The organism is Citrobacter sp. MGH103 (assembly GCF_001034475.2).
GTDB classification, from domain to species: domain Bacteria; phylum Pseudomonadota; class Gammaproteobacteria; order Enterobacterales; family Enterobacteriaceae; genus Citrobacter; species Citrobacter freundii.
Genome location: NZ_CP073043.1, coordinates 3,922,071 through 3,941,549, shown reverse-complemented (window position 1 = coordinate 3,941,549; position 19,479 = coordinate 3,922,071). Strand labels below are relative to the sequence as shown.

Below are 19,479 nucleotides of genomic sequence, written 5' to 3'. Positions count from 1 at the left end.
CTTGTGTCGAAGGAATCTGAAGATGTCTGAACCACGTTTCGTCCACCTACGGGTGCACAGCGACTACTCCATGATCGATGGGCTGGCGAAAACCGGACCGCTGGTAAAAAAGGCGGCCGCGTTAGGCATGCCTGCGCTGGCGATCACCGATTTTACCAACCTGTGTGGTCTGGTGAAGTTTTACGGAGCGGGCCATGGCGCGGGTATCAAGCCGATAGTTGGCGCAGATTTTCATGTCCGCAGTGAGCTGTTGGGCGATGAACTCACGCAGCTTACCGTGCTGGCCGCAAATAATACCGGCTATCAGAACCTGACGTTGTTGATTTCGAAAGCCTATCAGCGCGGCTATGGCGCAGAAGGACCGGTTATCGACCGGGACTGGTTGGTCGAGTTAAAAGAAGGTTTGATTTTGCTCTCCGGCGGTCGCATGGGTGATGTCGGACGAAGTCTGCTGCGCGGCAATAACGCACTGGTTGACGAGTGCGTGGCGTTTTACGAAGAACATTTTCCCAATTGCTATTTCCTCGAACTGATTCGCACCGGCAGGCAAGATGAAGAAAATTATCTGCACGCAGCCGTAGCACTGGCCGAAACGCGTGGTCTACCGGTGGTGGCGACTAACGATGTCCGCTTCCTTGAAACCGGAGATTTCGATGCGCATGAAATCCGCGTAGCGATCCACGACGGCTTTACCCTTGATGACCCGAAACGCCCGCGTAACTATTCGCCGCAGCAGTACATGCGCAGCGAAGATGAGATGTGCGAGCTGTTCTCCGATATTCCGGAAGCATTGCAAAACACCGTCGAGATAGCTAAACGCTGCAACGTGACGGTGCGTCTGGGCGAATATTTCCTGCCGCAGTTCCCGACCGGCGATATGACCACCGAAGATTTCCTTGTGGCGAAATCACGCGAAGGGCTGGAAGAACGTCTCGAATTTTTGTTCCCTGACCCTGAAGTTCGTGCGCAGAAGCGCCCACCTTACGATGAACGTCTGGAAGTTGAACTTAAAGTTATCAACCAGATGGGATTCCCGGGCTACTTCCTGATCGTTATGGAATTTATCCAGTGGTCGAAAGATAACGGCGTACCGGTAGGCCCGGGACGTGGTTCCGGTGCTGGCTCACTTGTTGCCTATGCGCTGAAAATTACCGATCTCGACCCGCTGGAATTTGACCTGCTGTTCGAACGTTTCCTTAACCCGGAACGTGTCTCAATGCCCGACTTCGACGTTGACTTCTGTATGGAGAAACGCGACCAGGTCATCGAGCACGTGGCGGAAATGTACGGTCGTGATGCGGTTTCGCAGATTATTACCTTCGGTACGATGGCAGCAAAAGCGGTTATCCGCGACGTGGGCCGCGTACTGGGGCATCCGTACGGCTTCGTTGACCGTATTTCGAAGCTAGTACCGCCCGATCCGGGCATGACGCTGGCAAAAGCCTTTGAAGCCGAACCCCAACTGCCGGAAATCTATGAGGCAGATGAAGAGGTTAAAGCGCTGATCGATATGGCGCGTAAGCTGGAAGGCGTCACGCGTAACGCCGGTAAGCACGCTGGTGGTGTGGTTATCGCACCGACCAAAATTACTGATTTTGCTCCGCTGTACTGCGATGAACAGGGGCTGCACCCGGTTACTCAGTTTGATAAGAACGATGTGGAATATGCCGGTCTTGTGAAGTTCGACTTCCTCGGCCTGCGTACGCTCACCATCATCAACTGGGCGCTGGAAATGATCAACGCGCGCCGTGAAAAGAACGGTGAGCCACCGCTGGATATTGCGGCTATCCCGCTGGATGACAAGAAAAGCTTCGATATGCTGCAACGCTCGGAGACCACGGCGGTCTTCCAGCTTGAATCCCGCGGCATGAAAGACCTGATCAAACGTCTGCAGCCTGACTGCTTCGAAGATATGATCGCACTGGTGGCTCTGTTCCGCCCTGGCCCGCTACAGTCGGGAATGGTAGATAACTTTATCGACCGTAAGCATGGTCGCGAAGAGATTTCCTATCCGGATGTACAATGGCAGCATGAGTGTCTGAAACCGGTACTGGAGCCGACCTACGGCATTATCCTGTATCAGGAACAGGTTATGCAGATTGCCCAGGAGTTGTCCGGGTACACCCTTGGCGGCGCGGATATGCTGCGTCGTGCGATGGGTAAGAAAAAGCCGGAAGAGATGGCCAAGCAGCGCGGCACCTTTGAAGAAGGGGCGAAAAAGCGCGGCGTAGACGGCGAACTGGCGATGAAAATCTTTGACCTGGTGGAGAAATTCGCCGGTTACGGATTTAACAAATCACACTCCGCTGCCTATGCGCTGGTTTCTTACCAGACTCTGTGGCTGAAGGCGCATTATCCTGCCGAGTTTATGGCGGCGGTAATGACTGCCGATATGGATAACACCGAGAAAGTCGTCGGACTGGTGGATGAATGCTGGCGCATGGGGCTCAAAATCCTGCCGCCGGATATCAACTCCGGGCTTTACCATTTTCACGTGAATGATGATGGCGAGATTGTTTATGGCATCGGCGCGATAAAAGGCGTGGGTGAAGGGCCAATTGAAGCTATTATTGAGGCGCGTAACGAAGGCGGCTACTTCCGTGAGCTGTTTGATCTCTGCGCGCGCACGGATATCAAAAAACTTAACCGCCGGGTGCTGGAAAAGCTAATCATGTCCGGGGCGTTTGATCGCCTTGGCCCGCATCGTGCGGCGTTGATGAATTCGCTCAACGACGCACTAAAAGCCGCCGATCAGCATGCAAAAGCCGAAGCTATTGGTCAGGCCGATATGTTTGGCGTGCTGGCGGAAGAACCGGAGCAAATTGAACAATCCTATGCCAGCTGCCAACCGTGGCCGGAGCAGGTGGTATTAGACGGTGAGCGTGAAACGTTGGGGCTTTACCTGACGGGACACCCCATCAACCAGTATTTAAAAGAAATTGAGCGCTATGTCGGAGGCTACAGGCTGAAAGACATGCATCCGACAGAACGTGGTAAAGTCACCACGGCTGCGGGGCTCGTCATTGCTGCGCGGGTAATGGTCACCAAGCGCGGCAATCGTATCGGCATCTGTACACTGGATGACCGTTCCGGACGTCTGGAGGTTATGTTGTTTACCGATGCTCTGGATAAATACCAGCAATTGCTGGAAAAAGACCGCATACTTATCGTCAGCGGACAGGTCAGCTTTGATGACTTCAGTGGCGGGCTTAAAATGATGGCCCGTGAAGTCATGGATATTGACGAAGCCCGGGAAAAATATGCTCGCGGGCTTGCTATCTCGCTGACGGACAGGCAAATTGATGACCAGCTTTTAAACCGACTCCGTCAGTCTCTGGAACCCCACCGCTCGGGGACAATTCCAGTACATCTCTACTATCAGAGGGCGGATGCACGTGCGCGGTTGCGTTTTGGCGCGACGTGGCGTGTCTCTCCGAGCGATCGTTTGCTAAACGATCTCCGTGGCCTTATTGGTTCGGAGCAGGTGGAACTGGAGTTTGACTAATACAGGAATACTATGAGTCTGAATTTCCTTGATTTTGAACAGCCGATTGCAGAGCTGGAAGCAAAAATCGATTCTTTGACTGCGGTTAGCCGTCAGGATGAGAAACTGGATATTAACATCGATGAAGAAGTGCATCGTCTGCGTGAAAAAAGCGTAGAACTGACGCGTAAAATCTTCGCCGATCTTGGCGCATGGCAGGTAGCCCAACTGGCGCGCCATCCACAGCGTCCGTACACCCTGGATTATGTCCGCCTGGCGTTTGATGAATTTGATGAGCTGGCGGGCGATCGAGCCTATGCGGATGATAAAGCTATTGTCGGCGGTATCGCGCGTCTGGATGGCCGTCCGGTGATGATCATTGGTCATCAGAAAGGCCGTGAGACCAAAGAAAAGATTCGCCGTAATTTCGGCATGCCAGCGCCGGAAGGCTATCGCAAAGCGCTGCGCCTGATGGAAATGGCCGAGCGCTTCAACATGCCGATCATTACCTTCATCGACACCCCAGGGGCTTACCCGGGCGTGGGCGCGGAAGAACGTGGTCAGTCAGAAGCGATTGCGCGCAACCTGCGCGAAATGTCACGTCTGAGCGTGCCGGTAATCTGCACCGTTATCGGTGAAGGTGGTTCCGGCGGCGCGCTGGCTATCGGTGTGGGCGATAAAGTTAATATGCTGCAGTACAGCACCTATTCCGTTATCTCCCCGGAAGGTTGTGCTTCCATTCTGTGGAAAAGCGCCGACAAAGCGCCGCTGGCCGCAGAAGCAATGGGAATTATCGCGCCGCGTCTGAAAGAGCTGAAGCTGATTGACTCTATCATCCCGGAACCGCTGGGCGGCGCGCACCGCAACCCTGAAGTAATGGCTGCGTCCCTGAAGGCACAGCTGCTGGCCGATCTCGCCGATCTCGACGTGTTAAGCAAAGATGATCTGAAAAACCGTCGTTACCAGCGTCTGATGAGCTACGGTTACGCGTAAACTGCATTAATTCTGAAAAGGGCCACAATGCTGTGGCCCTTTTTTTTACCTGTGGTTTGGCCAGGCTATGATTAACTAAGGTTTTTCCAGGAGGAACGCATGAATATCATTGCCATCATGGGACCGCATGGCGTCTTTTATAAAGATGAGCCCATCAAGGAACTTGAATGTGCGCTGCAGCAGCAGGGGTTTCAGATTATCTGGCCGCAGAATAGCGTCGACCTGCTGAAGTTTATCGAACATAACCCGCGAATTTGCGGCGTCATTTTTGACTGGGATGAATACAGTCTGGAGCTGTGCAGCGACATCAACCAGCTCAACGAGTATCTCCCGCTCTACGCCTTTATTAATACCCATTCGACGATGGATGTCAGTGCGCACGACCTGCGCATGGCGCTGTGGTTTTTTGAGTATGCGCTGGGTCAGTCTGAAGACATTGCCACCCGCATCCGCCAGTACACCAGCGAATACCTCGATAACATCACGCCTCCTTTCACCAAAGCGCTGTTTACCTATGTGAAGGAAGGGAAGTATACCTTCTGCACGCCTGGGCACATGGCGGGAACGGCGTACCAGAAAAGTCCGGTCGGCTGCCTGTTCTATGATTTCTTTGGCGGTAATACGCTGAAAGCCGACGTGTCCATTTCCGTAACCGAACTGGGCTCATTGCTTGATCATACCGGTCCGCACCTGGAAGCGGAGGAGTATATCGCGCGTACTTTTGGTGCCGAGCAGAGCTATATGGTGACCAACGGCACCTCGACATCGAACAAGATTGTCGGTATGTATGCTGCACCTGCAGGCAGTACGCTCCTGATTGACCGCAACTGCCATAAGTCACTGGCGCATTTGCTGATGATGAGTGATGTGGTGCCAATCTGGCTGAAGCCCACGCGTAACGCGCTGGGGATCCTCGGCGGTATACCCCGTCGGGAATTTACCCACGCAAGCATTGAACGCAAAGTTGAGGAAACCAATCAGGCGCAATGGCCGGTCCACGCGGTGATCACCAACTCCACCTATGATGGCCTGTTGTATAACACCAACTGGATCAAACAAACCCTGGATGTGCCCTCCATCCATTTTGATTCAGCCTGGGTGCCGTATACCCATTTTCATCCGATCTATCAGGGGAAAAGCGGGATGAGCGGCGAACGGGTACCGGGAAAGGTGATTTTTGAAACCCAGTCCACCCACAAGATGCTGGCGGCGTTGTCACAGGCTTCGCTGATCCACATTAAGGGCGACTATGATGAAGACACGTTCAACGAAGCCTTTATGATGCACACCTCTACGTCTCCGAGCTATCCGATAGTGGCGTCGATAGAAACGGCGGCGGCAATGCTGCGTGGCAATTCAGGCAAGCGGTTAATCAATCGTTCGGTGGAACGGGCGCTGCATTTCCGTAAAGAAGTGCAACGTCTGCGTGAAGAGTCGGATGGTTGGTTCTTTGATATCTGGCAGCCGGAAAAGGTAGATGAAGCAGAGTGCTGGCCGGTAGCGCCAGGTGAAGACTGGCACGGATTTGTTGATGCTGATGCCGACCACATGTTCCTTGACCCGGTGAAGGTCACGATTTTGACGCCGGGAATGGATGAACAGGGAAATATGAGCGAAGAGGGGATCCCCGCGGCGCTGGTGGCGAAATTCCTTGATGAACGCGGCGTCGTAGTCGAGAAGACGGGACCGTATAACCTGTTGTTCCTGTTCAGCATTGGTATTGATAAAACCCGGGCGATGGGGCTGCTACGTGGCCTGACGGAATTTAAGCGCTCGTACGATCTGAATTTACGTGTGAAAAATATGCTGCCGGATCTATATGCTGAAGATCCCGATTTCTATCGCAATATGCGTATTCAGGATCTGGCGCAAGGGATCCATCAGTTGATCCGCCAGCATGATCTCTCCGGGTTGATGCTGCGGGCATTTGATACCTTGCCGGAAATGAAAATGACGCCGCACCAGGCCTGGCAGCGGCAGATCAAAGGTGAGGTCGAAACGGTAGCACTTGATCAACTGGTGGGGCGCGTTTCTGCCAATATGATCCTGCCTTATCCCCCCGGCGTGCCGCTTTTGATGCCCGGGGAAATGATCACTGCCAAAAGCCGGGCTGTCCTCGATTTTCTTCTGATGCTGTGCTCGGTAGGGCAGCGCTACCCTGGATTTGAAACCGATATCCATGGCGCTAAACTGGGTGAGGATGGCCTGTATCGCGTGAGAGTCTTAAAAATGGCATAACGACTTGCCTCACCCCAAGACGTTCGAGTAACGTTCTGACAGAAAAATGAAAGAGGCGATGACGCTATGCTGGGATTAAAACAGGTTCACCATATTGCCATTATTGCGACTGACTACGCGGCGAGTAAGGCATTTTACTGCGATGTGCTTGGCTTTACACTGATGAGCGAAGCCTATCGGGAAGAGAGAGACTCGTGGAAAGGCGATCTGGCATTGAACGGCCAGTATGTGATTGAGCTTTTTTCTTTCCCGTTTCCACCTTGCCGTCCGAGCCGACCGGAAGCCTGCGGTTTGCGTCATCTGGCGTTCAGCGTAGATGATGTGGAAAAGGCGATAATTCATCTGGAAAGCCATGATGTGAAATGCGAGCCGGTACGAATCGATCCGTTTACCGGCAAACGTTTTACGTTTTTTAACGATCCGGACGGATTACCCCTCGAACTGTACGAGCTGTAGGGCTTGTCATTGTGGCGTTAGCCCGGTAACGTGCCGGGCAATGCCATTGTAAGTAACCATCATGACGACACTCACGCTGAACACTTCTCTGCTGAATTCTCAATCGATTCTGGTCGCCTTTAGCGGCGGGCTGGATTCCACCGTATTGCTGCATCAGTTGGTGCAGTGGCGAGCGCTGCATCCTGATGTTGCTTTACGCGCAATCCACATTCACCACGGATTAAGCCCACACGCAGACAGTTGGGTACAGCATTGTGAGTCGGTATGCTCGCAGTGGCAGGTGTCGCTGGTGGTTGAGCGGGTACACCTTGAGGATGATGGTCTGGGCATCGAAGCCCAGGCGCGACGCGCGCGCTATCAGGCGTTTGCGCAGACCTTACTACCGGGCGAGGTGCTGATGACCGCACAGCATCTCGATGACCAGTGTGAAACCTTTCTGCTGGCGCTTAAACGCGGCAGTGGTCCTGCCGGACTTTCCGCCATGGGGGAAAGCTCTCCGTTTGCCGGAACCCAACTGATTCGACCGCTGCTGGCGCAAACGCGAGAGGCGCTTGAAGCATGGGCACGGCAGCATGAATTATGCTGGATTGAAGATGAAAGCAATCAGGATGATACCTACGATCGCAATTTCCTCAGATTGCGCGTTACCCCATTGCTCCAACAGCGCTGGCCGCACTTCGCGCAAGCCGTTGCCCGCAGTGCTGCGCTGTGCGCTGAGCAGGAGAGTTTATTGGATGAACTGCTGGCCAGCGATTTAGCCGATTGCATCACATCCCGCGGAACACTGTTACTGACGCCATTAATGATGATGAGCGGCGTGCGTCGTGCCGCGCTGCTTCGTCGCTGGCTGGCGGGGTTAAATGCGCCGATGCCTTCCCGTGATGGGCTGGAACGTATCTGGCAGGAAGTGGCGCTGGCGCGGGAAGATGCGTCACCAAGTTTTCGCCTCGGGGAGTACGAGGTCCGTCGTTATCAGTCACAGCTGTGGTGGGTGAAGTCAGTCGATGGGCAAAGCGAAACTATTATCCCGTGGTTAGAGTGGAAAACGCCGTTGACGCTGCCTGCCGGATTGGGTTCGGTTCAGTTAATCTCTGCGGGTGATTTGCGCTTGCCGCAAGCGGATGAAGTCGTCAGTATCCGTTTTAAAGCGCCAGGGTTATTGCATATTGTCGGGCGTAACGGCGGACGGAAATTAAAAAAAATCTGGCAGGAGCAGGGGATCCCGCCCTGGCGACGAGATACCACACCGCTGCTGTTTTACGGCGAAACGTTGATTGCGGCTGCGGGTGTTTTCGTGACGCGTGAGGGGACGGCGGAAGGTGAAGAAGGCGTGAGGCTGGTATGGCATGCCTGATGGTGCTGCGCTTATCAGGCCTACGTTTCACATGGAAAGTAGGCCGGATAAGGCGAAAAAAAGTTAAGATTCGCTGACCACCACGGTACCGATCTGCGGGTGGCTGAAGCTGGCAATTTTGTCGAGACGAAGCTCCCGGGTTTCACCTGCGACATCTGCGACCAGATACTCCACGTTTTTGCGTGAAACCAGGTCGTTCGCTTTCGCCTGCAAAACTTTGCCATCTTTTAGCGCCAGCGTCAGTAACAAATGGTGCTGGCAGGCGAGTTCAAGATTGTCGTAATCATCGCAGTTGATGGGTTGATACGTTTCATTCATTGACATAATCGCTCACCAGTAAGTTCGCGGCAGCATACGCCGCTTTTTCCCTGATCGACTCTGGAAGGGCGCTGTCTGCCGCCACTTCATTAAGCACCTTCAATACGCAACCCAGCGCATCCGGGATATACCCTAAGTCTCCGCTGGCGATTTCCGCGTACCGCTTGCGTATTAACTCACAATATTTTTCCACATGCCCTCCTGTCAGCACTCTGACTTAACCGTGGATGCAAGTCTAAGCCTACGAAGATAAACTCTGTTTAGCAAGGTGACTATACCATACTCATTCAAGCAATATCAGCGCCTTGATAGAGGAGCAGTTAGCAGCCTTTTGCCGCAGTTTTCGCTACAATGTGCGCCTGATTCGAAAGGAGTTCTCTCATGGCGCTTAAAGCGACAATTTATAAAGCCGTCGTCAACGTAGCGGATCTTGACCGCAACCAGTTCCTTGACGCGGCCTTGACGCTGGCGCGTCACCCCTCTGAAACCCAGGAGCGCATGATGTTGCGCCTGCTGGCCTGGATCAAATATGCCGATGAACGGCTGCAGTTCACGCGTGGTCTGAGTGCGGAAGACGAGCCTGAAGCATGGCTGCGTAACGACCATCTGGGTATCGATCTCTGGATTGAGCTGGGTCTGCCGGATGAGCGCCGTATTAAAAAAGCCTGTACCCAGTCTGGAGAGGTTGCCCTGTTTGCTTACAACAGCCGTGCGGCTCAGATCTGGTGGCAGCAAAATCAGAACAAGTGCGCGCAGTTTAAAAATCTGACCGTGTGGTATCTGGATGATGAACAACTGGCGCAACTGAGTGATTTTGCAGGTCGTACAATGGCGCTGCAGGCAACTATCCAGGACGGTGCTATCTGGCTGTCTGACTCTCAGAACAATCTGGAAATTCATCTGACCGCGTGGCAGCCGCGTTCATGATTGTTATCTCCCGAAACGTCTCTATCCCTGATAATGAGCTGGAAATCACGGCGATTCGGGCGCAGGGCGCGGGCGGTCAGCACGTTAACAAGACCTCGACGGCTATCCATTTGCGCTTTGACATTCGGGCCTCTGGCCTGCCAGAGTATTACAAGGAACGTTTGCTTGCCGCCAGCCATCATCTGATTAGCGGTGATGGCGTTATTATCATTAAGGCGCAGGAATACCGTAGCCAGGAACTTAATCGGGAAGCGGCAATCTCCCGGCTGGTAGCGGTGATAAAAGAATTAACCGCAGTGCAAAAAAGCCGACAGGCAACTCGCCCTACACGCGCCTCGAAAGAGCGCAGGTTGTCATCGAAGGCGCAAAAATCCACAGTGAAAGCACTGCGTGGGAGAGTTCGTCGAACGCAAGACTGACGAGCGGGAATAAAAATTTATAAGGAATTGATAGTGAAAACAGCAATATTGTCCGTAGTCGCTGCATGCACGCTTTTTTCCTTGATCGGCTGTAATAACCGTACTGAAGTTGAAGTACTACAGCCGACGCGGGCGGCAGAATTAAAACCGATGCAGCAAAGCTGGCGTGGCATCTTACCTTGCGCGGACTGTGAAGGGATTGAAACCTCTCTGTTTCTGGAGAAAGACGGTACATGGGTGATGAACGAACGTTATCAGGGCGTGCGGGATGAACTGTCTTCATTTGCCTCTTATGGCACATGGGCGCGCACTGCCGACAAGCTGGTGCTGACCGACAGCAAAGGTGAAAAGTCGTACTACCGGGCTAAAGGCGAGGCGCTGGAAATGCTCGATCGTGAAGGTAACCCGATTGAGTCACAGTTTAACTACACGCTCCAGCCGGTTTCCGCCAGCTTACCGGTGACGCCAATGCCGATGCGAGGCATGTATTTCTATATGGCTGACGCGGCAATCTTTACCGACTGCGCAACGGGTAAACGGATGCCGGTGGCGAATAATGCTCAGCTTGAACGTGACTATTTAGCTGCGCGTGCGGAAAACGGACAGTCCGTATTGCTGACGCTTGAGGCGCATTTCACGCTGGAGTCAAACCCGGATACGGGTGAGAAAGTGAAAACGTTGATGGCGGATAAAGACGCGAAATTTATCCCCGGTAAAGCGTGTAATTAATCGATAGAAAAAAGGCCCTGATAATCAGGGCCTTTTTGTTGGTATTAGCCTTTAATGGCTTTGACCAGGAAGTCGACGATGTCGCCGGTTTTAATCAGCTCTTTCTCGCCGTTACGACGGTATTTGTATTCGATATCGTCGTTGTCGAGGTTACGGTCGCCCAGCACGATAGTGTGCGGAATACCGATCAGTTCCATATCGGCAAACATCACGCCCGGACGCTCTTTACGGTCGTCCATCAGCACTTCAATACCCTGAGCGCGCAGCTCAGCGTACAGTTTTTCAGCCAGTTCCTGCACGCGGTAGGACTTGTGCATGTTCATCGGCAGAATCGCGACCTGGAACGGAGCAATGGCGTCTGGCCATACGATGCCGCGATCGTCATAGTTCTGTTCGATAGCAGCAGCAACCACGCGAGTGACCCCGATACCGTAGCAACCCATGGTCAGGATCTGGTTACGACCATCTTCGCCCTGTACGGCGGCTTTCATCGCTTCAGAGTACTTGGTACCCAACTGGAAGATGTGGCCGACTTCGATACCGCGTTTGATCATCAGCGTACCTTTGCCGTCCGGGCTCGGGTCGCCGGCGACCACGTTACGGATGTCTGCAACTTCCGGGGTGACTACGTCGCGATCCCAGTTGATACCGAAATAGTGTTTACCGTCGATGTTGGCACCGGCAGCGAAATCGCTCATTACTGCAACGGTACGGTCGATAACCACCGGAATCGGCATATTCACCGGACCGAGCGAGCCTGGACCTGCTTTTACCAACGCACGAATTTCTTCTTCGGTGGCAAAGGTCAGCGGGCTGGCAACCTGCGGCAGTTTTTCCGCTTTGACTTCGTTCAGCTCGTGATCGCCACGAACCAGCAGGGCGACCAGCGGGTAGCTGCTGCCTTCAACCGCTTTCACCAGCAGGGTTTTCACGGTTTTTTCGATAGGCAGGTTGAACTGCTCAACTAGTTCGGCGATGGTTTTGGCGTTCGGAGTATCAACCAGCGTCATTTCCTGAGTTGCTGCTGCGCGCGGCTCTTTCGGCGCAACGGCTTCGGCGAATTCGATGTTCGCCGCATAATCGGAGGAGTCGGAGAAGATCACATCGTCTTCGCCGCTCTGTGCCAGGACCTGGAATTCGTGAGAGGCGCTGCCGCCAATAGAACCGGTATCCGCTTGTACTGCACGGAAATCCAGCCCCATACGGCTGAAGATTTTGCTGTACGCAGCGTACATCGCATCGTAGGTTTCCTGCAGGGATTCCTGAGAGGTGTGGAAAGAGTAGGCATCTTTCATCAGGAATTCGCGGGAACGCATCACGCCGAAACGCGGACGGACTTCGTCACGGAATTTGGTCTGGATCTGATAGAAGTTCAGCGGCAGCTGTTTGTAAGAGCTCAGCTCGTTACGGATCAAGTCGGTGATCACTTCTTCATGCGTTGGGCCGAGGACGAACGAACGATCGCCACGGTCAGCAATACGCAGCAGTTCCGGGCCGTATTGTTCCCAACGGCCGCTCTCTTCCCACAGTTCAGAAGGCTGAACGACCGGCATCAACACCTCGATCGCACCGGCGTTGTTCATCTCTTCACGCACGATATTTTCGACTTTTTTCAGGACGCGCACGCCGGTCGGCAGCCAGGTATATAACCCGGAGGCCAGCTTGCGGATCATCCCGGCGCGCAGCATCAGCTGGTGGCTGATGACTTCGGCGTCGGCAGGTGTCTCCTTCAGAGTGGAGAGCAGATATTGGCTAGTACGCATGTTGTTACGGTTCCAGTTGAACGATCGAACAGGCTCAAAACGAGCCTGGCACAAAACAAAAGTGGTTTAGTTTACCAGCGAGAAAGGGATGTCAAAAGAGTACGCGACGCAAATTAGCGGGCTTCCAGAGCAAAGACCTCAAATCCTGACGGTGTGACGCGCCAGCGCACGTTAAAGTCCAGCAGCCAGACGGCGTAGGTTTTGCCTTCTTCCTCATTTTTACGGTAGGCAGGACGCGGATCCTGCGCCAGCACTTCGGTAATAAACTGACGAAGACGCGGGTAACGTTGTTCGAGCTTCAGTAGTTGCTCCGCGAGATCTTCACTGAACGTCACCTCGACGCTGGCCTGAGGTGCGTCCTGGGCATAGCTGGCGCGAGCATCAGGCAGCGATTCGGCAAACGGCAGATACGGCTTAATATCCACTACTGGCGTTCCGTCAACAAGGTCCAGTCCACCGAGTTCGAGGATTACGTGCTCTTTATGGCAGCGGATGCCCCGCAGCTCTACCAACGACATGCCAACAGGGTTAGGACGAAACGTTGAACGTGTGGCAAAGACACCCATTCTGGCGTTGCCACCAAGACGGGGAGGGCGCACGGTCGGACGCCATCCACCTTCCATTGTCTGGTGAAAAACAAAAATCACCCACAAATGACTGAAGGCTTCCAGGCCGCGAACGGCATCGGCCTGGTTATAAGGTGCGAGCAAATGCAGTTCGCCGCAGGCGCTTTTCACCAGACCTGGCTGGCGTGGAACGGCGAACTTTTCTTTATATGGTGAGCGGATAACGCCTATTTGCTCGAACTGAAAATGGCTCATTTCGCCGAAATGTTCAGTGCAGAACCGATGCAAACCGCCTGACGATAGCAACCCGGTGTTCCGCTGGTCACTTCGCAACTGTGCAGCAATACCGCATTAGCTTTCATTTTTGATGCGTTAATCTGCATGCGTTTGCGCGCGGTTGGAATGCTCGGAGGGGAATCCTGGTTGGATGCCTGGCAGGATTCACCGCTAACTTCGCCAAGATCGCGGAACGGCTTGCCTACTAAATCTTCAGCGTTAGTAATGATTCTTACCGGCGTCGCGCGCGGTGCTTTCGGTTTTTCCGGCTCCGCTTTCGGCGGGGTTGCGGTGCTTTGAACGGGTTCAACAGGGGATCTGCTTAACATAGAACAGCCGCTCAGCAAGAGTGCTACTAAACAGATCGGTAAAGCACGCATAATATTTCCTCAATGAATGATCTAAACGTCAGATATTGAATCAGGTGCTTGCATAAATGACAAGACGGGCAAGCGCCCGTCCTGATGATATTACATATTATGTAAACAGCCTAAAATTACCAGCCCTTAACAGCACCGCCGTTAAAGACTTTGTTTGCTGCTTCGTACACTTCATCAGACTGATATGCCTGAACGAATTTCTTCACGTTCTCAGCATCTTTGTTGTCTTCACGCGTCACGATCAGGTTTACGTACGGAGAATCTTTATCTTCAACAAAGATACCGTCTTTTGCCGGGGTCAGGCCGATCTGGCTGGCGTAGGTGGTGTTGATGACCGCCAGTGCGATTTGAGCATCGTCCAGAGAACGCGGCAGCTGCGGCGCTTCCAGTTCAACCAGCTTCAGATTTTTCGGGTTTTCAATCACGTCCAGCGCGGTCGGCAGCAGGCCAACACCATCTTTCAGCTTGATTAAGCCCACTTTTTGCAGCAGCAGCAAGGAACGGCCAAGGTTAGTCGGGTCGTTTGGAATCGCGACCTGTGAACCGTCCTGCAGCTCATCCAGTGATTTGATTTTTTTGGAATAGCCCGCAATCGGGTAAACAAAAGTATTGCCTACAGCAACCAGCTTGTAACCGCGATCTTTGATCTGCTGATCCAGGTACGGTTTGTGCTGGAAGGCGTTAGCATCGATATCGCCTTTGCTCAGCGCTTCGTTAGGCAGAACGTAATCGTTAAACGTGACCAGCTCAACGTCCAGACCGTATTTTTCTTTAGCTACTTTCTGCGCGACTTCTGCAACCTGCTGCTCTGCGCCAACAATAACGCCCACTTTGATGTGATTAGGATCTTTTTCATCCTGACCGCAACCCACAAGTGCCAGAGAACCGATCAGGGCTCCAACTGCCGCAAAGGTTTTGAATTTGAACGCCATGCTTATTTCCTTTTCTTAATGAGTTTTTAGTGTTGTGTGCAACGTTATTTGTGCGTGACAGCCCGGACGATGCGATCGCCGGATAACTGAATTAAATAAACCAGAACGACGAGCAATACCAGTACTGTATTCATTACTGTAGCGTTGTAACCAATATAGCCGTACTGATAACCAATCTGTCCAAGACCACCGGCACCGACGGCACCGCCCATCGCGGAGTAACCAACCAGCGTGATAAGAGTGATGGTGGCCGCATTGACCAGTCCTGGCAGCGCTTCTGGCAGTAATACCTTACGTACAATTTGCAGCGGCGTGGCGCCCATCGCACGAGAGGCTTCTATTAGCCCGGTCGGGATTTCGAGCAGCGCGTTTTCCACCATACGGGCGATAAACGGCGCGGCGCCGACGGTCAGCGGGACGATAGCGGCCTGCAGTCCGATAGAGGTGCCTACGATCATGCGGGTGAACGGAATCATCCACACCAATAAGATGATGAACGGGATGGAACGGAAAATGTTCACCAGCGCAGAGAGCGTACGGTAGAGCTTCGCGTTCTCAATGATTTGCCCCGGACGCGTTACGTACAGCAACACGCCAACCGGCAGACCGATCACAAAACCAAAAAAACCGGACACAAAGGTCATTGCCAGCGTTTCCCATACGCCGCGAACCAGAAGCCACATCATCGGCTCAGACATAACCTAGTACCTCTACTTTTACATGGTGTTCCTGCAACCAGTTGATGGCTGCTTGTGTATCTTCCTGTGTGCCGTGCATTTCAGTCAGCATGATGCCGAATTTCACACCGCCGGCGTAATCCATCTGCGCGCTAATAATGTTGTTATTAACGTTAAAACGGCGGGCCGTCTCAGAAAGTAGCGGCGCATCGACCGAATGACCGGTGAATTCCATACGCAGCATCGGCACACTGTCTGCTTCTGGCTCGGCTTTTAACCGTTCCAGGTAATCTTCCGGGATATCCAGGTGCAGCGTGGACTGAATAAATTTCTGTGCCAGCGGCGTTTTCGGGTGTGAGAACACTTCGCTAACGGTGTCCTGTTCAATCAGTTCACCATTACTGATGACCGCCACGCAGTCACAAATGCGTTTTACAACGTCCATCTCATGGGTTATCAGCAGAATGGTAAGTCCCAGACGACGGTTAATGTCTTTCAATAATTCCAGAATCGAGCGGGTCGTTGCCGGATCGAGTGCGCTGGTGGCTTCATCACACAGCAGCACTTTGGGATTGCTTGCCAGCGCACGGGCGATTGCCACACGCTGTTTTTGTCCACCAGAAAGATTGGCCGGGTAGCTATCGTGCTTGTCACCAAGACCAACCAAATCCAACAGTTCTGTTACACGGCGTTTGATCTCTTCTTTTGGCGTGTTATCCAGTTCCAGCGGCAGCGCGACGTTGCCAAACACGGTGCGGGAAGAGAGCAGGTTAAAGTGTTGGAAAATCATGCCGATTTGACGGCGAGCTTTGGTCAGCTCTGACTCAGAAAGCGTCGTGAGTTCCTGACCGCCGACCTGAACGCTGCCTTCGGTTGGGCGTTCAAGTAAGTTAACGCAGCGGATGAGCGTACTTTTACCGGCACCGGAGGCGCCAATAACGCCATAAATCTGCCCGGCAGGAACATGCAGGCTGACGTTATTTAACGCCTGAATGGTGCGAGTCCCCTGCTGGAACACTTTGGTGATATTCGAAAGTTTAATCATTGGTTATTTATTATCGTAATTAAGTTAGCCGTGGCATTTTCGTCTGTCAGGTACGGTCGAAGCCGTCAACTAGATGGATGTTAAGGCATCCAGACGTCTAAATCAATCAGGCTTTGCGCGATGAGCACTTTCTTGCCCGCTGAAACATGCGATACTAGAGCCACATGCCTTATTCAGGAGCTATAAAAGGTGGCAAAGTCTGTACCCGCAATTTTTCTCGACCGTGACGGTACCATTAATGTGGACCACGGTTATGTACATGAGATCGACGAGTTTGAGTTTATCGACGGCGTTATTGATGCCATGCGTGAACTTAAAAAAATGGGTTACGCGCTCATTATTGTGACGAACCAGTCTGGTATCGCGCGTGGTAAATTTACTGAGGCGCAGTTTGAAACGTTGACCGAATGGATGGACTGGTCGCTGGCCGATCGCGATGTTGAGCTGGATGGCATCTACTACTGCCCGCATCACCCACAAGGCACCGTGGAAGAGTATCGTCAGGTCTGCGACTGTCGTAAACCGCATCCTGGCATGTTTATCTCCGCCCGAGACTTCTTGCACATCGATATGGCCGCTTCTTATATGGTAGGCGACAAAATTGAAGATATGCAGGCGGCGGCAGCTGCAAATGTTGGCACGAAGGTATTGGTGCGCACAGGCAAACCCGTCACGCCGGAAGCAGAAAATGCGGCAGATTTAGTCATAAATAGTCTGGCAGACCTGCCAATGGCGATAAAAAAGCAGCAAAAGTAAGCGTTGTGGGTAAAAGGTGAGCGGTTGAAACAAAAATGCATTTTTCCGCTTGTCTTCCTGAGTCGACTCCCTATAATGCGCCTCCATCGACACGGCGGATGTGAATCACTTCACACAAACAGCCGGTTCGGTTGAAGAGAAAAACCTGAAAATGAGGGTTGACTCTGAAAGAGGAAAGCGTAATATACGCCACCTCGCGACAGAGCGCTAAAGCGCGTCGCAACTGCTCTTTAACAATTTATCAGACAATCTGTGTGGGCACTCGAAGATACGGATTCTTAACGTCGCAAGACGAAAAATGAATACCAAGTCTCTGAGTGAACATACGTAATTCATTACGAAGTTTAATTCACGAGCATCAAACTTAAATTGAAGAGTTTGATCATGGCTCAGATTGAACGCTGGCGGCAGGCCTAACACATGCAAGTCGAACGGTAGCACAGAGGAGCTTGCTCCTTGGGTGACGAGTGGCGGACGGGTGAGTAATGTCTGGGAAACTGCCCGATGGAGGGGGATAACTACTGGAAACGGTAGCTAATACCGCATAACGTCGCAAGACCAAAGAGGGGGACCTTCGGGCCTCTTGCCATCGGATGTGCCCAGATGGGATTAGCTAGTAGGTGGGGTAACGGCTCACCTAGGCGACGATCCCTAGCTGGTCTGAGAGGATGACCAGCCACACTGGAACTGAGACACGGTCCAGACTCCTACGGGAGGCAGCAGTGGGGAATATTGCACAATGGGCGCAAGCCTGATGCAGCCATGCCGCGTGTATGAAGAAGGCCTTCGGGTTGTAAAGTACTTTCAGCGAGGAGGAAGGCATTAAGGTTAATAACCTTAGTGATTGACGTTACTCGCAGAAGAAGCACCGGCTAACTCCGTGCCAGCAGCCGCGGTAATACGGAGGGTGCAAGCGTTAATCGGAATTACTGGGCGTAAAGCGCACGCAGGCGGTCTGTCAAGTCGGATGTGAAATCCCCGGGCTCAACCTGGGAACTGCATCCGAAACTGGCAGGCTAGAGTCTTGTAGAGGGGGGTAGAATTCCAGGTGTAGCGGTGAAATGCGTAGAGATCTGGAGGAATACCGGTGGCGAAGGCGGCCCCCTGGACAAAGACTGACGCTCAGGTGCGAAAGCGTGGGGAGCAAACAGGATTAGATACCCTGGTAGTCCACGCCGTAAACGATGTCGACTTGGAGGTTGTGCCCTTGAGGCGTGGCTTCCGGAGCTAACGCGTTAAGTCGACCGCCTGGGGAGTACGGCCGCAAGGTTAAAACTCAAATGAATTGACGGGGGCCCGCACAAGCGGTGGAGCATGTGGTTTAATTCGATGCAACGCGAAGAACCTTACCTACTCTTGACATCCACGGAACTTGCCAGAGATGGCTTGGTGCCTTCGGGAACCGTGAGACAGGTGCTGCATGGCTGTCGTCAGCTCGTGTTGTGAAATGTTGGGTTAAGTCCCGCAACGAGCGCAACCCTTATCCTTTGTTGCCAGCGATTCGGTCGGGAACTCAAAGGAGACTGCCAGTGATAAACTGGAGGAAGGTGGGGATGACGTCAAGTCATCATGGCCCTTACGAGTAGGGCTACACACGTGCTACAATGGCATATACAAAGAGAAGCGACCTCGCGAGAGCAAGCGGACCTCATAAAGTATGTCGTAGTCCGGATTGGAGTCTGCAACTCGACTCCATGAAGTCGGAATCGCTAGTAATCGTGGATCAGAATGCCACGGTGAATACGTTCCCGGGCCTTGTACACACCGCCCGTCACACCATGGGAGTGGGTTGCAAAAGAAGTAGGTAGCTTAACCTTCGGGAGGGCGCTTACCACTTTGTGATTCATGACTGGGGTGAAGTCGTAACAAGGTAACCGTAGGGGAACCTGCGGTTGGATCACCTCCTTACCTTAAAGAAACGTTCTTTGTAGTGCTCACACAGATTGTCTGATGAAAAGTAAATAGCAAGGCGTCTTGCGATTGAGACTTCAGTGTCCCCTTCGTCTAGAGGCCCAGGACACCGCCCTTTCACGGCGGTAACAGGGGTTCGAATCCCCTAGGGGACGCCACTTGCTGGTATGTGTGAGTGAAAGTCGCCGACCCCAATATCTCAAAACTTACCTTCGGGTGACGTTTGAGATATTTGCTCTTTAAAAATCTGGATCA

General features: G+C 52.9%; 17 protein-coding genes, 1 tRNA gene and 1 rRNA gene. 11 read left to right on the top strand and 8 right to left on the bottom strand.

Going from position 1 to position 19,479, the window contains the following annotated elements:
• Positions 1–22: 22 nt before the first annotated feature.
• From dnaE to tilS, 5 genes are all read left to right on the top strand, one after another.
• The gene (dnaE, locus tag SK33_RS19145) at positions 23–3,505 is read left to right on the top strand and encodes a DNA polymerase III subunit alpha (protein WP_003018516.1); all 3,483 of its coding nucleotides are present in this window, start codon (positions 23–25) and stop codon (positions 3,503–3,505) included.
• Positions 3,506–3,517: 12 nt separating this feature from the next.
• Positions 3,518–4,477 (top strand): acetyl-CoA carboxylase carboxyl transferase subunit alpha, encoded by a 960-nt coding sequence (accA, locus tag SK33_RS19140; RefSeq protein ID WP_003018513.1) that lies wholly within the window; start codon positions 3,518–3,520, stop codon positions 4,475–4,477.
• Between the two features lie 99 nt (positions 4,478–4,576).
• A complete protein-coding gene (ldcC, locus tag SK33_RS19135; protein WP_032948560.1) occupies positions 4,577–6,715 on the top strand; it encodes a lysine decarboxylase LdcC in 2,139 nt (712 codons plus the stop codon).
• Positions 6,716–6,781: 66 nt separating this feature from the next.
• Positions 6,782–7,171: a VOC family protein gene (locus SK33_RS19130; protein WP_003018507.1), complete on the top strand. Its 390-nt coding sequence runs from the start codon at positions 6,782–6,784 to the stop codon at positions 7,169–7,171.
• A gap of 61 nt (positions 7,172–7,232) precedes the next feature.
• A complete protein-coding gene (gene tilS, locus SK33_RS19125; protein WP_048219675.1) occupies positions 7,233–8,525 on the top strand; it encodes a tRNA lysidine(34) synthetase TilS in 1,293 nt (430 codons plus the stop codon).
• 63 nt (positions 8,526–8,588) lie between these two features.
• Here the strand turns inward: tilS and rof are convergent, their stop codons facing one another.
• Positions 8,589–8,849, bottom strand: a complete 261-nt coding sequence (gene rof, locus SK33_RS19120; RefSeq protein ID WP_048219673.1) for a Rho-binding antiterminator — start codon at positions 8,847–8,849, stop codon at positions 8,589–8,591.
• Positions 8,836–9,036 carry a YaeP family protein gene (locus SK33_RS19115; protein ID WP_048219672.1) on the bottom strand — a complete coding sequence of 67 codons (201 nt, stop codon included), beginning with the start codon at positions 9,034–9,036 and terminating at the stop codon, positions 8,836–8,838. Before SK33_RS19115 ends, rof begins: the two co-directional genes overlap by 14 nt.
• A gap of 188 nt (positions 9,037–9,224) precedes the next feature.
• On the opposite strand from SK33_RS19115, the gene SK33_RS19110 reads away from it, so the two are divergent.
• The 3 genes from SK33_RS19110 to nlpE are packed head-to-tail and all read left to right on the top strand — an operon-like array spanning position 9,225 to position 10,918.
• Positions 9,225–9,770, top strand: a complete 546-nt coding sequence (locus SK33_RS19110; protein WP_003018497.1) for a YaeQ family protein — start codon at positions 9,225–9,227, stop codon at positions 9,768–9,770.
• Positions 9,767–10,189 (top strand): alternative ribosome rescue aminoacyl-tRNA hydrolase ArfB, encoded by a 423-nt coding sequence (arfB, locus tag SK33_RS19105; protein WP_003018489.1) that lies wholly within the window; start codon positions 9,767–9,769, stop codon positions 10,187–10,189. The genes SK33_RS19110 and arfB overlap by 4 nt, the downstream gene beginning before the upstream one ends.
• Before the next feature lie 30 nt (positions 10,190–10,219).
• The gene (gene nlpE / locus SK33_RS19100) at positions 10,220–10,918 is read left to right on the top strand and encodes an envelope stress response activation lipoprotein NlpE (protein ID WP_113772704.1); all 699 of its coding nucleotides are present in this window, start codon (positions 10,220–10,222) and stop codon (positions 10,916–10,918) included.
• A 44-nt stretch (positions 10,919–10,962) separates the two neighbouring features.
• On the opposite strand, the gene proS is transcribed toward nlpE, so the two are convergent.
• The 6 genes from proS to metN form a co-directional block, all read right to left on the bottom strand.
• On the bottom strand, positions 10,963–12,681 hold the full coding sequence (gene proS / locus SK33_RS19095) for a proline--tRNA ligase (protein ID WP_016149584.1): 1,719 nt from the start codon (positions 12,679–12,681) through the stop codon (positions 10,963–10,965).
• A 113-nt stretch (positions 12,682–12,794) separates the two neighbouring features.
• Entirely contained in the window at positions 12,795–13,502 is a 708-nt protein-coding gene (gene tsaA, locus SK33_RS19090; RefSeq protein ID WP_003018479.1) for a tRNA (N6-threonylcarbamoyladenosine(37)-N6)-methyltransferase TrmO, read from the bottom strand.
• Entirely contained in the window at positions 13,499–13,903 is a 405-nt protein-coding gene (gene rcsF / locus SK33_RS19085) for an Rcs stress response system protein RcsF (protein ID WP_003018477.1), read from the bottom strand. Before rcsF ends, tsaA begins: the two co-directional genes overlap by 4 nt.
• A gap of 116 nt (positions 13,904–14,019) precedes the next feature.
• On the bottom strand, positions 14,020–14,835 hold the full coding sequence (metQ, locus tag SK33_RS19080) for a methionine ABC transporter substrate-binding lipoprotein MetQ (RefSeq protein ID WP_003018474.1): 816 nt from the start codon (positions 14,833–14,835) through the stop codon (positions 14,020–14,022).
• A 44-nt stretch (positions 14,836–14,879) separates the two neighbouring features.
• Complete coding sequence (locus SK33_RS19075; protein ID WP_003018471.1) at positions 14,880–15,533, bottom strand: methionine ABC transporter permease MetI; 654 nt, start codon at positions 15,531–15,533, stop codon at positions 14,880–14,882.
• The gene (gene metN, locus SK33_RS19070; protein WP_003018468.1) at positions 15,526–16,557 is read right to left on the bottom strand and encodes a methionine ABC transporter ATP-binding protein MetN; all 1,032 of its coding nucleotides are present in this window, start codon (positions 16,555–16,557) and stop codon (positions 15,526–15,528) included. The genes SK33_RS19075 and metN overlap by 8 nt, the downstream gene beginning before the upstream one ends.
• Before the next feature lie 189 nt (positions 16,558–16,746).
• Between metN and gmhB the strand changes: the two genes are divergently transcribed.
• From gmhB to SK33_RS19055, 3 genes are all read left to right on the top strand, one after another.
• The gene (gene gmhB, locus SK33_RS19065) at positions 16,747–17,313 is read left to right on the top strand and encodes a D-glycero-beta-D-manno-heptose 1,7-bisphosphate 7-phosphatase (protein ID WP_003829138.1); all 567 of its coding nucleotides are present in this window, start codon (positions 16,747–16,749) and stop codon (positions 17,311–17,313) included.
• A gap of 366 nt (positions 17,314–17,679) precedes the next feature.
• A 16S ribosomal RNA gene (locus tag SK33_RS19060) occupies positions 17,680–19,221 on the top strand.
• Between the two features lie 85 nt (positions 19,222–19,306).
• Positions 19,307–19,382, top strand: a tRNA-Glu gene (locus SK33_RS19055).
• Positions 19,383–19,479: the final 97 nt, after the last annotated feature.